The organism is Pseudarthrobacter sp. NIBRBAC000502771, from assembly GCF_006517215.1.
GTDB lineage: Bacteria > Actinomycetota > Actinomycetes > Actinomycetales > Micrococcaceae > Arthrobacter > Arthrobacter niigatensis.
In genome coordinates, this window is sequence record NZ_CP041187.1 from 3,442,784 (window position 1) to 3,456,948 (window position 14,165).

At 66.2% G+C, this 14,165-nt stretch carries 18 protein-coding genes; 4 read left to right on the forward strand and 14 right to left on the reverse strand.

Annotated features, from left to right (window positions below):
- Positions 1–203 precede the first annotated feature (203 nt).
- The 6 genes from NIBR502771_RS16045 to NIBR502771_RS16070 are packed head-to-tail and all read right to left on the reverse strand — an operon-like array spanning position 204 to position 4,632.
- On the reverse strand, positions 204–1,133 hold the full coding sequence (locus NIBR502771_RS16045; protein WP_141160627.1) for a DMT family transporter: 930 nt from the start codon (positions 1,131–1,133) through the stop codon (positions 204–206).
- A 13-nt stretch (positions 1,134–1,146) separates the two neighbouring features.
- A complete protein-coding gene (locus NIBR502771_RS16050) occupies positions 1,147–1,824 on the reverse strand; it encodes a TIGR00730 family Rossman fold protein (RefSeq protein WP_141160628.1) in 678 nt (225 codons plus the stop codon).
- Positions 1,821–2,549: an ABC transporter ATP-binding protein gene (locus NIBR502771_RS16055; protein ID WP_210411242.1), complete on the reverse strand. Its 729-nt coding sequence runs from the start codon at positions 2,547–2,549 to the stop codon at positions 1,821–1,823. The genes NIBR502771_RS16050 and NIBR502771_RS16055 overlap by 4 nt, the downstream gene beginning before the upstream one ends.
- Complete coding sequence (locus tag NIBR502771_RS16060) at positions 2,546–3,652, reverse strand: ABC transporter permease (RefSeq protein WP_141160629.1); 1,107 nt, start codon at positions 3,650–3,652, stop codon at positions 2,546–2,548. Before NIBR502771_RS16060 ends, NIBR502771_RS16055 begins: the two co-directional genes overlap by 4 nt.
- A 37-nt stretch (positions 3,653–3,689) precedes the next feature.
- Positions 3,690–4,364, reverse strand: coding sequence for an isoprenylcysteine carboxylmethyltransferase family protein (locus NIBR502771_RS16065; protein WP_141160630.1), 675 nt, complete (start codon positions 4,362–4,364; stop codon positions 3,690–3,692).
- A complete protein-coding gene (locus NIBR502771_RS16070) occupies positions 4,354–4,632 on the reverse strand; it encodes a DUF2933 domain-containing protein (protein ID WP_206073934.1) in 279 nt (92 codons plus the stop codon). The genes NIBR502771_RS16065 and NIBR502771_RS16070 overlap by 11 nt, the downstream gene beginning before the upstream one ends.
- A gap of 221 nt (positions 4,633–4,853) precedes the next feature.
- Here NIBR502771_RS16070 and NIBR502771_RS16075 point away from each other — a divergent pair, with 221 nt between their 5' ends.
- A complete protein-coding gene (locus NIBR502771_RS16075) occupies positions 4,854–5,198 on the forward strand; it encodes a heavy-metal-associated domain-containing protein (protein ID WP_141160631.1) in 345 nt (114 codons plus the stop codon).
- 27 nt (positions 5,199–5,225) lie between these two features.
- Here NIBR502771_RS16075 and NIBR502771_RS16080 read toward each other — a convergent pair whose 3' ends face one another.
- Together NIBR502771_RS16080 and NIBR502771_RS16085 are read right to left on the reverse strand one after the other, a co-directional pair.
- On the reverse strand, positions 5,226–5,651 hold the full coding sequence (locus tag NIBR502771_RS16080) for a hypothetical protein (RefSeq protein ID WP_246839699.1): 426 nt from the start codon (positions 5,649–5,651) through the stop codon (positions 5,226–5,228).
- A 49-nt stretch (positions 5,652–5,700) separates the two neighbouring features.
- Positions 5,701–6,153 carry a universal stress protein gene (locus NIBR502771_RS16085; protein WP_141160632.1) on the reverse strand — a complete coding sequence of 151 codons (453 nt, stop codon included), beginning with the start codon at positions 6,151–6,153 and terminating at the stop codon, positions 5,701–5,703.
- Positions 6,154–6,362: 209 nt separating this feature from the next.
- Between NIBR502771_RS16085 and NIBR502771_RS16090 the strand changes: the two genes are divergently transcribed.
- The 3 genes from NIBR502771_RS16090 to NIBR502771_RS16100 all read left to right on the forward strand — a co-directional run bounded on the left by NIBR502771_RS16090 (position 6,363) and on the right by NIBR502771_RS16100 (position 8,607).
- Positions 6,363–6,833, forward strand: coding sequence for a DUF6153 family protein (locus NIBR502771_RS16090; RefSeq protein WP_246256481.1), 471 nt, complete (start codon positions 6,363–6,365; stop codon positions 6,831–6,833).
- A 143-nt stretch (positions 6,834–6,976) separates the two neighbouring features.
- Positions 6,977–7,615 (forward strand): DUF305 domain-containing protein, encoded by a 639-nt coding sequence (locus NIBR502771_RS16095; RefSeq protein WP_141160633.1) that lies wholly within the window; start codon positions 6,977–6,979, stop codon positions 7,613–7,615.
- A 170-nt stretch (positions 7,616–7,785) separates the two neighbouring features.
- On the forward strand, positions 7,786–8,607 hold the full coding sequence (locus tag NIBR502771_RS16100; RefSeq protein ID WP_246256484.1) for a F510_1955 family glycosylhydrolase: 822 nt from the start codon (positions 7,786–7,788) through the stop codon (positions 8,605–8,607).
- 30 nt (positions 8,608–8,637) lie between these two features.
- Here NIBR502771_RS16100 and NIBR502771_RS16105 read toward each other — a convergent pair whose 3' ends face one another.
- The 6 genes from NIBR502771_RS16105 to NIBR502771_RS16130 form a co-directional block, all read right to left on the reverse strand.
- Positions 8,638–9,207: a sulfocyanin-like copper-binding protein gene (locus NIBR502771_RS16105; protein ID WP_141160635.1), complete on the reverse strand. Its 570-nt coding sequence runs from the start codon at positions 9,205–9,207 to the stop codon at positions 8,638–8,640.
- Positions 9,204–9,455 carry an SHOCT domain-containing protein gene (locus NIBR502771_RS16110; protein ID WP_141160636.1) on the reverse strand — a complete coding sequence of 84 codons (252 nt, stop codon included), beginning with the start codon at positions 9,453–9,455 and terminating at the stop codon, positions 9,204–9,206. Before NIBR502771_RS16110 ends, NIBR502771_RS16105 begins: the two co-directional genes overlap by 4 nt.
- A 116-nt stretch (positions 9,456–9,571) precedes the next feature.
- Complete coding sequence (locus NIBR502771_RS16115) at positions 9,572–10,186, reverse strand: recombinase family protein (RefSeq protein ID WP_141160637.1); 615 nt, start codon at positions 10,184–10,186, stop codon at positions 9,572–9,574.
- Between the two features lie 117 nt (positions 10,187–10,303).
- The gene (locus tag NIBR502771_RS16120) at positions 10,304–11,491 is read right to left on the reverse strand and encodes a TniQ family protein (RefSeq protein WP_141160638.1); all 1,188 of its coding nucleotides are present in this window, start codon (positions 11,489–11,491) and stop codon (positions 10,304–10,306) included.
- Positions 11,488–12,396, reverse strand: a complete 909-nt coding sequence (locus tag NIBR502771_RS16125) for a TniB family NTP-binding protein (protein WP_141160639.1) — start codon at positions 12,394–12,396, stop codon at positions 11,488–11,490. Before NIBR502771_RS16125 ends, NIBR502771_RS16120 begins: the two co-directional genes overlap by 4 nt.
- 2 nt (positions 12,397–12,398) lie before the next feature.
- The gene (locus NIBR502771_RS16130; RefSeq protein WP_141160640.1) at positions 12,399–14,087 is read right to left on the reverse strand and encodes a Mu transposase C-terminal domain-containing protein; all 1,689 of its coding nucleotides are present in this window, start codon (positions 14,085–14,087) and stop codon (positions 12,399–12,401) included.
- Positions 14,088–14,165: the final 78 nt, after the last annotated feature.

Sequence of the window (14,165 nt, forward strand, 5' to 3'; positions counted from 1 at the left end):
GTCGTCGTCCTTAGCTCATCAGGGATCCGTGGAGGACAGCCGGGGTGGGTTCACCCGCTGTCGGACCTTCACTGCGTGGGGCTTTCGCCCGGGACGTCGTTTTCCGGTTAGGCCGAACATATACCCCCTAGGGGTATTGGTCAAGGTTCGTTCCTGCTGTGCGCGGGCGCGTGCCGGCTGCCCTTGACGTTCACTATCGCCCGTTACCGGCGCGAGGGGTCAGAGGCTTTGGTCCCGCGCGGCGGCGGTGGGCCGGTGGCGGTGGGCCGGCGGAGCACGAGCCAGAGTGACCCGAGGACCAGGACGATGCCGGCCACTGCCAGCGGTGGGGGTCTTTCCCCGGGCAGGAGCAGGGATGCGGCCGTGCCGATGACGGGCACGAGCAGGGTCCAGGCGGTCAGGAGGTCCAGGCGGGAGCGGGCCGCTTCGGTGAACCAGGCCAGGAACGCGGCCGCCGTCCCGGCCAGGGAGAGGAAGAGCAGAACGGTGAGGAACTGCGGGGTCCAGTGGATTGCCTGGACCGGTTCCCGGGCGGCGGCTGTTCCGGCGAGCAGGGCACCGCCGATCAGGAAGTGCCAGGCGCTGGCGGCAACCAGGTCTGTGCCGGCGAGGCTGCGGGCGGTGAGGGTTCCGGCCGTCACGGCTGCGGCGGCGAGCAGCGACAGCCATACTCCCGAGCCGCCGCCGCTGGCCAGGCCCACGACGAGCAGCCCGGCGAAGCCGAGGCCGATCCCGGCCACCGTGCGTGCCGATATTGATTCGCCGTAGAGCCACCATGCGGGCACGATGATCAGCAGGGGCTGGGCGTTGGCCAGCACTGCCGCGGCGCCGATGGCCATCCCTGCGGTCCCGGCAAACATCGCGGCGAATGCGACCGTAACATTCGTCAGCCCCATCAGGGTGATCAGTGCCCCGGTCCGGAGTCCCCGGGGCAGTGCCCGGCCCTGAACCAGACACAGCAGGAGCAGGGCTGCCGCGGCGATCAGCGCCCGGAGGGCGGCGAACCACAGGACCGGGGCGTCCTGGAGCCCGAGCCGGATCGCCAGGAAGCACAGGCCCCAGGCTGCGGTGATGCCGAGCATGATGGCCGGGCGGGGCGCGCCTCTGGCCTGGTCCGTGCCCTCCGGGTTCATCGCGCCTCCGGGTTCACCGGACGAGCTGGCGCAGGTGGCACTGCCGGATCAGTTCGACGGCCTCGTCGATGTCGTCGGTGCACCGCAGCAGGCGGATGTCTTCGGGCGTGATGAACCCCTGGTCCTGGAGCCGGTCCCGGATCCAGTCCGTGAGCCCGGCCCAGTGCGCGGTTCCGATCAGGACGACGGGGAATTCGTGGATTTTTCCGGTCTGGACGAGGGTCAGGGCCTCAAAGAGTTCATCCAGTGTGCCGAATCCGCCGGGAAGGACCACGAAAGCCGAGGCGTAGCGGATGAACATGAGCTTGCGGGCAAAGAAGTACCGGAAGGTCATGGACACGTCAAGGTAGGGGTTCAGCGATTGTTCGCGGGGAAGTTCAATGCCGAGCCCGACGGAAGTGCCGCCGGCTTCCATGGCGCCGCGGTTGGCCGCTTCCATCAGGCCCGGTCCGCCGCCGGTGATGACCGCGAACCCGGCCTTCGCGCACCCTGCGCCCAGGGCACGGGCCACGGCGTAGCGGGGATCCGAGGGTCCGGGCCGGGCGGAGCCGAAGACGGCGACCGTTTTGCCGAGCCCGGGTGAGAGCAGACCGAATCCGGTCTTGATTTCGGTGCTGATCCGTTCCAGCCGGGCCGGGTCCTCGGCCGGGTCCGCGAGGGCTGCGAGCAGTTCCTGGTCGGTCATCTTCATGCCGGCGCCGCTTCCGGGTGCATGCTGCAATGCAGGTTGTGTTCCCCGGCTTCTTCGGTGCTCAGACGGCCGTCGTCGATGGTGATGACGCGTTTGGCGGCGGTCCGCAGCCGCTGGTCGTGGCTGACGATGATGACGGCCCGGTTTTCCCGGCAGGCCGTCCCGCACAGGAGCAGGGTGACGTCCTGGCCTGTTTTCGCGTCCAGGTTGGCGGTGGGTTCGTCGGCGAGGATCAGCCGGGGATCATTCGCCAGGGACCGGGCGATGGCCACCCGTTGCTTCTCACCGCCGGAGAGGTCCCGGGGCAGGTTCCGCAGCCGGTGCCCGAGCTGGAGCTGTTCCAGCGCGGCCCGGGCCTTGGTCCGCGCCTCTTTCCGGGGCACCCCCGCGGTGAGCAGTGGCATCATGACGTTTTCCTCGGCGGTGAGGGCCGAGAGCAGGTTGAAGGTCTGGAAGACGAACCCGAACTCCTGCAGCCGCAGCCGGGACAGTTGTGCCGGGGAGAGGGTGGAGATGTCCTGGCCGGAGATGAGGATCCGGCCGCCCGTGGGAGACATGAGGGTGCCGATCATGGACAGCAGGGTTGTCTTCCCGGACCCGGAGGGACCCATGACGAGCACGATGTCCCCGGCCTCGACGCTCAGGGATACGTGGTCCACGGCGGTCACGGCGGTGTGGCCGGAGCCGAAGGTCTTCGATACGTCCTGGACGGTGACCACGTTCATGCCCGGAACACCTCCGCCGGGTCGATGCGGGACAGCCGGCGGACCGGCAGCAGCGAGGCCGCCACGGCCATGACCAGGGTGACGCCGAGGATCCAGGCGGCGCCCAGCCACCGGATTTCCGTGATGAACTCCGGGACATAGCTTCCCGCGGCCGCGCTGACGGCCAGGGCCAGGGCCGCGCCGACGACATACCCGAGCACGGCGGCGGTGACGGCCTGTTCGATTACGACGGTGTAGAGCTGGCGGTTGCTCACCCCGATGGCCTTCAGGACCCCGTACTCGCGTGCCTTTTCAATGGTTGAGGTGAAAATGGTCAGTCCGATCACCGTCATGCCCACGGCGATCCCGATCAGCAACAGGACCAGGATGATCGGCAGGAACGTGTCACGGACGATGTTCGTGTTGTTCTCCACGAACCGGTCCTTGCTGATCGCATCGACCGCCGGGTCCGCTTCGATCCGGGACACCACCGCGGCCGGGTCCGCCCCGTTCTTCACGGTGACGAGGAAGAAATTGGTGGCGCCAGGCAGCTGGAGGATGCTTTCGGCGTCCTCTTTGGTCGCGAACGCGAAGGAGAAGCTGAGGATGTAGCCGCCCTCGGAATAGCCGGCGACCTTCAGTTCCCTGCCGGCGACCGGGATGGTGTCCCCGATCCGGATGTCCTGGCTGCGCCCGACGACCCGGTCGATGATGATTTCGCCCTTGCCGGGGACGGACTTGCCCTCCACCACCCGGGCCGGGGCGCCGACGTTGTTCTCCGTGTCGTCGGCGATGACGTAGAGGTTGATGTCCTTGCCGTTGTGCGCGAACGCGACCCGCCGGCCGCTGAACGGTTTGGCGCTGCCGACCCCGTCAACCCCGGTGAGGAAGTCCCGGACGGTCAGGGGCAGCACGGACGGGGTGTGGAACATGTCCGTCGCACCGGTCTGGGTGATCCAGTAATCGGCCGGGACGGTGCGGATGTATTCGCCGATCTTGTTGCTCCAGCCCTGGTACAGGCCCTGGATGCTCAGGATCAGCAGCACGCTGAAGGCGACCCCGCCGACGCTGATCAGCAGCCGGGTCTTTTCCTGGACCAGGTTTTTTATTGCCAGGAAGAGCATCGCGCCACTTCCCGGGGTGCCTGGGCCCGCCCGGGCATTACAGCCCCTCCTGCGGTGTCCGCCCTCCAGTGCCGGCGGTCCGCCGTCCTATCCGGGGGACGAAGCCGGGGACCTGGCGCCGGTATGCGGCGTACTCTTCACCGAACTCGGCCTCCATCATCCGTTCTTCCTTCCGGGCCAGGCGCAGGTACACGATGACCAGGACCGGGAACATCACCAGGGTCAGCAGGGTGGGCCACTGCAGCAGGAATCCGGCCATGATCGTCAAAAACCCTACGTACTGCGGATGCCGCACCCGGCCGTAAGGGCCCGTGACCGCGAGGCGGTGGTCCCGTTGGGCCGCGAAGAGGACCTGCCAGGACCGGTAGAGCAGGAAGAATCCGGCTGCGATCAGCACGTTGCTGAGCAGATGCAGCGGACTTAGGTGCGGATCGCCCTGCCAGCCGGTCAGGTCTTGCCACAAATGGCCGGTGTTGTGGTTCAGCAGGTCACCGCCCGGGATCCGGTTCCCCAGCCAGCCCGACAGCAGATAGATGGTCAGCGGAAAACCGTACATCTCCGTGAACAGCGCCACGATGAACGCGGAGAAACCGCCCAGGGCGCGCCAGTCCAGCCTGGTCCGGGGCCGGACGAAACTGAACGCGAAGATGATGAACACCGCCGAATTGATGATCACCAGCCCCCACAGGTCATACCCGTAGTCAGTGGACATGGCCGCCACCCCCGCCGGGGGCTTCCTGCCCGCCGTGCCCCTGATGCGTGGAGCTGCCGTGCCCGCCATGTCCGCCGTGCCCGCCATGCATGAACAAATGCATGGACAACATCAGCACCACCCACAGGTACGGCAACGCGTCCAGGATATGGAGCCAATGGTTCGTAACCAGGTACACGGCGGCCACCGCGATCAGGACCGTAAGCAGTCCCTGCGTCCAGGGCCCGGGCCGGATACGCCCCGGAGCGGGAAGATGTCGCATGCTCATGCCCCCAAGTGTTGTGCCCGTTGACCCGGCCCGGTAGTGCCTAACGTCCCCGTCCCGGCCCGCAGCCCGGTACCTGCGAATGAGCCGCAAACCCTTGCCAAACATACCCCTAGGGGGTATATTTGTGGTGTTGCCAGTGACGTGGTTTGTCCAGGCCCAGGCCGTCACATCCGTTCAACCGCAACATCCCCTTTCCTATCCCTGCTTGAAGGAAAACTGACATGTGCGGAACATCTGAATCACGGACCCAACTGCCCCTGGCCTCCACGGCCCAGCAGGGCTGCAGCTGTTGCTCCCCGGCCGCGGACACGCACCCGGCCGCTGCCGCCGATCAGCGGCCGGCAGCCCAGGGTTCCAATGCCCAGTACGCCGTGGAGGGGCTGACCTGCGGGCATTGTGTCCGGACCGTTGAACAGGCCGTCTCCGGGGTAGCCGGAGTCGAGTCTGCAACGGTGGACCTGGTGCCCGGCGGCACGTCGCGGCTGACCGTCACCGGCACCGCGGACCGGAAAGCGCTGGCTGCGGCGGTCAGCTCCTCCGGCTACGTCCTGGTCGGCGCGAACTAGCCCCGCACCGGATCCCCCGGGCCCTGATTAGTGGCCCGGATGATCGGTGTGGTCAGCAGTGGGCGCCGGGGAAGGTGTCGCGTCCCCTCCGGCGCCGCTGATGGCCGGGCCGATGACGAACGCGGACAGGGAGAACATGGCTGCGAAGACCAGCAAACCCACGGCCGGGGCGACCCAGCTGCCGAACCGCCGGTAAAGGCGGATCAGCATGGGTGCGGACGCCAGCAGCCCGAGCGCTCCGAACAGTGCCGTGCCGCCGGATCCTGCCACGACCGCGGTTCCTGCCAGCAGCCCGATGTGGTGCAGGACGTGCGGGAGGAGCCCCATGACCAGGCCGACCGCGCCGACGACCGTGTGCCACAGGCTCTGAAGCTTGTTCCGGAACGAACGTCCCGGAACCGTCCCGCTGCGGGGACCGGCGGGTGGATGCAGGTGGGCGTGCTCACCGGTCACGGCCAGGTACTTTCGCCGTTCCGGTGGCCCGTGGGGCCCGGGCGGTCGATCATTCCCCACCGTCGGCGCGGGTCCGGGTCCGGACCACCAGGACCGGGCAGGGAGCGTGATGAAGGATCTGCGTGGACACCGAACCCAGCAGCATTCCGGTGAATCCGCCCAGGCCGCGGGAGCCCACGACCAGGAGGTCGGCGTCCTCGGCCGCCCGGAGCAGCACGTCGGCGGGGTGGCCCTGGACGACGTCACCGGTCACCGTGACCCCTTCGCTGTCCACGCGCTGCAGCGTCTCGTTCTGGAGGCGGCGGGCGGCCTCCGGGAAGACATCCGGGTTCCGGATCAGCCACTCCATCCCGACGGTGACCGGCGGGAACTGCCAGGCGGTCACGGCGCGGACCCGGCCGTGGCGCAGCCGCGCTTCCGCAACAGCCCATTCCAGTGCCAGGCGCGCCGGGGCGGAGCCGTCCACCCCGGCAACAATCCTGAATTCTTCATCGCCGCCCATGACATGCAGCCCTCCGCGTGGTCGTTCACTGCTGTTGTCCCTCAGTGTGTTCCGCGCCTGTTTTTCGCCGCAAGGGCCTTAGTTCCCGGTCTATGGGTCCGGCCCCGTGGTTGAAACCGAATCCGGTGCAGGTTCGTTGTACCGGGAGGTGCCTGCCACAGGCCCGGTAATCTTGGACAAAAGCCCGCACGGAAGGAAGGAGGAACCTCATGACTGCACCTGAACATCGCACCGCAATGACGTTCCTTCGCCGCGCGGGTCTCCTGGGTGCCGTTCTGGCGCTCATTGCCGGGATTTTCGGCATGCACGTCCTGACGACCAGTCACGCGCTGCATTCGTCCGCTATGGCGGCAGCGGCGGGCAGCGCCCAGCACGAATCCTCCGGCGCCGGTCATACCGAACACCTTCCGGCCGTCTCCACCCCGGACATGCCGGAGGCTCAGGGCGGGTCAGCTCTGGATGCTGTGCAGTGCTCGGACTCGGGCAACTGCACCAGCATGCACGCCATGACTGCTGCCTGCACCCCGTCGGCGAAGTCCGGTTCCCTGGCCGCACCGCTGCCTGGGACCTGGGTGATCGCCAGGAGCTCCATCACGGGGGCCCTGACCGATACCGGTGCGGCCTGGTCCTATCGTCCCGGGAGTCCTTCGCCGGGTGAGCTCTGCATCAGCCGGACGTAAAACACCGGCCCTGCGCTGTGACCTGACCAGCGCTTAGCAGCCCGGGTGCCGGCCCGTTCGAGCCGTGCCCGGCGCATCACCGATGCACATTCACCCACCATGGCGCCAACGCGCCCGCTGATGTCTTGAAGGACCCGAAAAACATGATGAACAAGAAATTCCTTGCCCTTTCCACCACCGCCGTCGCCGCAGCACTCGCCCTGGCCGGCTGCTCCACCGGCACCGGATCCACCGCCCCCTCCAGCTCCGCCGCAGCCGGCAACTCGATGCCGGGTATGGATCACGGCAGTTCGGGGATGATGTCCAGCAGCTCACCGGCCGCCTCGGCCGATCACAACGCGGCCGACACCATGTTCGCCCAGGGAATGATCCCGCACCACGAACAGGCCGTCGAAATGAGCGAGATGATGCTGCAGAAAAAGGACATTCCCGCAGCGGTCACCGACCTCGCGACCAGGATCAAGGCGGCCCAGGCCCCGGAAATCGACACCATGACGGGCTGGCTGAAAAGCTGGAACGAATCCGCCACCATGGGCGCCGGCCATAGCATGGACGGCATGATGGGCGACGATGACCTCAAGAAGCTCGACGCCGCCCAGGGCACCGAAGCGGCCAAGCTCTTCCTGACCCAGATGATCGCCCACCACGAAGGCGCCATCATGATGGCCAAAACCGAAACCGCCCAGGGCCAAAACGCCGACGCGATCAAGCTCAGCAAGAACATCGTGACCGCGCAGGAAGCCGAAATCCAGGAAATGAAGAACTTGCTGGCCACCCTCTAAACCAGCACACGGCCGGTGGCGCCGGCCCCTCCCCGGGGGCCGGCGCCACCGGCCGCACCACGCCACCTGGCCCCCTCTCGTTTCTTGGAGTCCCCATGCCCCTGCGCCCATTAACCCGCCACCGCTTAAACCGCCCCCGTTCAGCGGCCGCCGCCGCAACAGCCGCGCTGATGCTCACGCTGTCCGCCTGCGCCCCGGGAACAACCTCCGGGACTTCCGGTACCGGCCCGTCCACTGCCGCCGCCGAGGTCCCCAGCTCCCACGTTCACGGCCTGAGCGTGGACCGTGAAACCGACCAGGTGCTGCTCGCCACCCACGAAGGCCTGTTCGACGTCACCCAGTCTCCCGCAACCAAAATTGGCGGCACCAACGACCTCATGGGATTCACCGCGGCCGCGGACCACGGGGTGTTCTATGCCTCCGGACACCCTGGCCCCGGCTCCGATCTACCCAACCCGCTCGGCCTGATCAAGTCCGTGGACGGCGGCAAAACCTGGGAACAGCTCTCCCGCCAGGGCGAATCAGACTTCCACGCCCTGACCACTTCCCGGTCCGGGATCATCGCGTATGACGGGACGCTGCGGATCAGTCCCGACGGCATGACCTGGTCCGACGTTGCAACCGGCTTCGTTCCCGCCGTCCTGGCCGGCACGCCGGAAACGGACACCGTTCTGGCCACGGCCCGGGAAGGGCTCCAACGTTCGACCGATGGCGGCAAAACCTGGCAACGGGTCACCACCGCACCGATCCTCCAGTTCGCAGCCTTCGCCAGCGGCACTGACGTCATCGGTGTCGAGCCAGACGGCACGGTCCATCAGTCAGCCGACGCCGGAACTACCTGGACCCGCGCGGGCCGCATCCAGGGCAGGGTCCAGGCGATCACCGCAGTGAAAGGAGCAGAAAAAAAGCCTTGGATCTGGGCCGCCACTACCGACGGTCTGGTCACATCCACCGACGGAGGGGCGACCTTCCGCCCGGCCGACGCAGCCTGACCCCTGCTGGCCCGGCGGGTCGTCACCGGTTCAGGTGACGGTGAGCTCGGTGTGCATCCCCGCCCAGTAATGCCCCGGGAGGTTGCAGAAGAGTTCATACCGCCCGGGTGGCAGGTCAAGCGTGACCCATCCGCTCGTGGACGGCAGGACCCCCTCGCCTTGGCCGTCGGCGCAGGTAGTGGACGCTTCGCCCAGGCTGCCGTCCTCGTCGACTCTTCCGTCCCGGCCCACCGGGCGGGTTCCTGGGGTCTGGGTGCCTGCCAGGGGGACGACCAGCATTTCATGGGGAATAGTGCCGGCGTTGGTGACCAGGAAGGACACTTTGCCGTGGACCACGGTGGCCCGGTCCGCGGTCAGGCGCATGCCGCCGCGCATCATCCCGGGGCCGCCCATCATGCGCCCGGCCCTATCGGTGGTGGTGATGTTCACGACCGTTCCGGCGAAGCTCGGCGCCGCACAGCGGGTGGTGCCGGGATTCCCTGCTCCGCCCGGATTCGGGCCAGCGCCGAGCAGTGCGATCCCCGTCATGGACAACGCGGCCAGCAGTACGGTCGCGATAACCCCGATCAGGGTCTGCGTGCTGCGGGAGAGTGTCTTCACGGCTTGCGTCGGAGGGCAGCCCGGCGTTCATTCAGCTCGTTCGCGTCGATTTCCCCCCGCGCGAAACGTTCGTTCAGGATCCGCTCAGCCTCATCGTGAGCAGACCTGTAGTATCCCCCGTGCCCCTGGCGTCCGCCGCGGACCAGAAGAATCACGACCGTCACCACACCGCCCCAGAACAGCAGCATCATCAGGGCCATGAAAATCCAACCGCCCACACCCCAGTCGCCGTACCATCCGTACATCATCCCCGGACCCGCCCCTTCAATCGCTGCCGCAGTTGCTTACAGCCTTGCGCGGTCGGCGCCCTGCGCAACAGAGCCGTTAGTCACCGAATCGTTGGCCACCGGCCGGAGTCCGCATGTCACTTGGCGTGGAGAAGCTTGTGGCCATCCGGGCGCAACTCTCCGGTGGGTGAGACGTGGCGGTAAAGGGTCTGACGGGTGATGCCGAGTTCGTCGCAGAGCTCGCTGACTTTGGTGCCGGGTTTCCCCATGGACGCCATGGCGAGCCTCAGCTTCGCGGGAGTCATCTTGTAGGGGCGGCCACCGCTGCGGCCGCGGGCCCGGGCAGAAGCGAGGCCAGCGATGGTGCGTTCGGAGATGAGCTCGCGTTCGAATTCGGCCAGGGCAGCGAAGATTCCGAAAACAAGCTTGCCTGACGCCGTCGTGGTGTCGATGGCCGCTCCCTGCCCGGTCAGGACTTTCAACCCGATGCCGCGTTCGGTCAGGTCGTGGACGATGTTGACCAAGTGGCGCAGATCCCGCCCGAGCCGGTCAAGCTTCCACACAACCAGGGTGTCCCCGTGCCGTAAGGCTTTGATGCATGCCGCGAGCTGGGGTCGGTTGTCTTTCTTGCCGGACGCCATGTCTTCATAGAGCGAGCCGGTGTCGATGCCAGCGGCCAGAAGCGCGTCGCGCTGCAGGTCGGTGGTCTGGGAGCCATCCGCCTTGGAGACCCGCATGTACCCAACCAACATGGCCCACTCCCCCAAGTCATTTATACGTTCGTTTAAGTGACACCAAGTTGTCAATCTGGTTCGAAATCAGAATATGTCACTTAACCCGTTACTTATTCTACGTCAGTCAAAGGGCTGTCATCCTTCTGTTTGTGACAGGAAGTCAAGGGGTATCCCAAGCTCGGCGAAGGTGTCCCGAAGACCGCGGACGGATTCCTGACTGCGGCACCCGTAGCGTGCGAAGTCGAAGAGGTGCTTCGCGACCACTGGATCCGTTTTGGCTGCTGCGATGCACGCATCCCGGGTAGCCGTCACCTGATTCCAGAGCTCGTCCAGTGTCGGCTGCTTCTGCGTGCCCGCGCGAGCTGTCGGTGATCCGGGCGGGGTCCCACTGCTGATCGGTGCCTTCGGTTCGGAACGCAAAAGGTACGCGGAGGTACCCAGGGCGGTCAGGGAGCCGGCCTCGACCATTTCCATCGCGGCGGCAGCGGCTTCGAGCAGTTGCTGCTGCCTGGTCCAGTGGAGGGTCTCGAACGGTTGCCATGAGTGCAGGCCGGCCCGGAACGGGTGGCCGCAGTGGTCCCAGACCCGGCGCACCTCCTCCAGTTGCCGGCCGTATCGTCCCTGGGGCGCGCTGAGTTCGTCCAGGAGGGTCCGCAGCAGCCGGAACCAGACTCCGGCGTGAACCGAGCGCCGGGGCAGGTCGACGGATCCTGTCGTTATTGCCTGCCAGGTGCGCCGGTCCATCAGGGTCAATGACTCCGGGAGTTCCCGCTGGTCCTCGACGGAGGTTGTCCACTTGATGTAGTCCGCAGGGTGTCCTTCATAGGTCTCAAGCCGGTGTCGGTGTACCGGGCAGCTGGCCATGAGCGGCAATTGCCAGAAGAGCAGTATCGTCGGGCCGGACTCCAGGCATTCGCGGCACCCCCGCAGCACCCGGGTTTCCGCGAGCCATGGCAGCCACTTCCGCGGTGTGTAGATTTGGCGCCGCGCCGGTGGCAGGAGTACCGAGAACTGGTGCACATAGGTTTCGTAGGTATCGGGTGCAGGGGTGAGGGAGTCGAAGAGCCATGGCACCCAGCCGGCCATGGTCATGGCCTGTACGCGGTGCTGGTCGAGGCCCGTACGTTTGGCGAGCTCGTCGAGGAGGTAACGTGGCGGGTTCAGATCCAGCTCAGCGTCGCTAAGTTCCCGGTGACCGAGTGCGTGTTCGAGCAGCTGGTGGGAGTACATCCCGTAGCTGGTCGCCGTCCGCCGCAGCCAAGAGGACAAAGATTCCGTTGCTGCAGGTGCCGGATGAAGGGGCCAGCGCTCCGGCGGTCTCACATCAGTTCGCGTTCAAACAAACGGCGCCGTTCTGTGGGTCCTGCATAGTCGGCCATGACCAAAGTGCGGCGATTGATACGCTCTTCACCGCTTTCCACAGCGGCGATCGCCGCGGTCGTCAGGAGCCGGGCGAGTTCGCCAATGGTTCCCTCACTTCGGGCGAGTAAGTACTGCGCCATATCGGCGGTAGCGATGTCCGAGGGGCGCTGCAGGGGTAGGGCGGCCGCGAAACTGGCCAACAACGACAGAGTGTCCGCACCGGTGTTCCACAGGGGAAGGACGATGGGTTCAAACCGGTTCTCCAGCTGATCATCGGACCGAACCGCAAGATATGCTTCCCGGGTTCCGACGCCGACGATAGGGATACGCAGCTCGTTGCCCAGGAACCGTAGAAGATTGAGGAACTCCCGGCGGCTGTTGCCTTGCCCGGCGAGGATATTGTGCAGCTCGTCGATGACGAGCATGCGCACTCCCGTTAAGCGCAGCAGTTTCAGCGAGATCTGCTCCACGTCCGCCAGGCGCCGCCGTGGTTGAAGCGGTGCCCCAAGCGCGGCCAGGAGCGCGATGTAGAAGCGCAGCACGGAAGGCTCCGACGGCATCTGCACGCACAACACCGGAATGAGTTCCCGCTCCGGCTCGGCCACGGGCGGGTGTCCCCGGCGGAACTTTTCCACGATCATCGACTTGCCGTTGTTCGTCGGCCCGATCAGCAACAGGTTCGGCATGCGCTGTTTGTCCGGCCACGACAACAGGGACTCAAGGCGGGCCACCGCTTCCACCGCGCGCGGGTAACCGATCCACCGGTCAGCCCGGATCAATTCAACCCGCTCGTTCGCAGGTAACCGTGCCGCGGCCCGCACACTCGGGTGCAGGTGGGAAAACTCCGGTGCCTCGTACTCAGGCATGGTCACCACTGCTCGATCTGATCGAATCGCGGTACCCGGGCCGCATCCGCCACCATGTCCGGTTCCTGCTGAGCAGGGGCTTCCGGCGGGAGCAATGGGGATGGTGTCTTCGAATGCGCCGTCGTCGCTACGTTGCGGCGCTCGGTGTCGCGGCGCATGCGCTTGGTGGTCTTCGAGGCAGTACTTGCGATCTCCCGCATTTGCGCGATCGTGCGGAACAACGCCGCTTCGTCCACTTGGGCTACCCCGCGCTCGTGTAGTCGCGCCAGGGCGTGCCGGTGCTCCCACAGGCTCACAGAGGGGTTAGCTATCGTCCGGTAAGGGACCTCGACGTAGTGAGCCCCCTCTGGTTCCAGTACCCAGATTCTGCTGATGTCCCTGGGGTCCCGGCGGATGAGGAACGGCCCAAGCCTTTCGCGCCGGCTGATCCACGGTTTCAGTGCATTGGAGAAGTAGTGGACATGGTCGATGACGAAGCCCGTCCTTGTCAGGGTACGCCGCACGACGGGAAGGAAATCGACCAGGAACGCTGTCGGGTTAGTGGCAACCGGCGGCGGCCCCGTCGCCGCCACCCCTTCAGCCCACCGTCCAGCTGGCGTCTGCCCGAGCGTGCTGTGGGTGGTGCCGTGGTAGTTGGTGACGGCAAGGGCCATCCATTTCTCCAGCTCGCGCAGGGTCAACGCCGCTTCCCGGTCGGAGTCATAACGACCCCGTTCGCTGGGGTTGGAGAAGGTGGTCCCGGGAAGTTCGTGGATTTGCTTCATTGCGGTGCCGATCACGCGTTCCACGATTCCGCCATAATGAGGTCGGCCCAGCGGACGGTAGGCCAGCTCGATACCGTGCTGGTCGCATCCTCGTCGGAGCGCTTCGCTCTTGAATTCGCTGGCATTATCCAGGTACAGCAGTCTCGGCTTCCCGCTCATGGGCCACCCCGCCTCAACACCCAGACCTTCAAGCCATGGTCGTTTGTCAGTCCCGGCATGCGCCAGGCACAGCCCAACCGACACTGCCGAGGGCGCCTCCAGGGTCACAACCATGCCGATGATGCACCGGCTGTACACGTCGATAGCGACAGTTAGATACGGCCGACCAATCGGTCGCCGCTCCCGCTCGTCCACGACGATTACATCGATGACGGTGTGGTCGATCTGCATCCGCTCCAGAATCGTGCCGACCGCAGGCACCTCGTCCCCGGCGGACTGTAGCGACCGCACCGCATCGGGCCCTCCCCTGCGCCGGCCTACCTCAACTGGATTCAACGCCCGGATGCGCCGTTCCACCGTGTTTCTGGCCGGGACAGGAAGCTGCCGTGCGCGGCAGGCCGCAGCAATATCCCGATACACCGACGCCAACGTCCGTTTCTGCCGAGTCAGGAACTGCTTCCGCACCATCACCCGGACCAGGTCCTCGACCTCATCTGACAGCCGGGCAGTTCCCTTCCCTCCGGAGGAACGGCCAGGAGCCAAATCTGTCAGCAAACCAGAACCGTCGCGATAGCGTCTGAGGAGCACGTACACCTGGCGCCGCGATACGCCCAAGGCCGCGGCGGCAGCATCAACCGCTGCCCTACCAACAACCGTGCGCGCGGCCAAGGGGCCGATCACCACCGAAACCGACTTCGTCCGAGCCCAGAGATCATCCCGCATCGTCAACGTGCCCGGCTCACGAATGGGCGCCGATTCCGCATCCACTCCGACACCTCCCTCGGCGTGCAGAGGAGTAGTAAGCAAAACCGACCCTAGTGCAGAGGAGTACGGAAAAACCAGTGC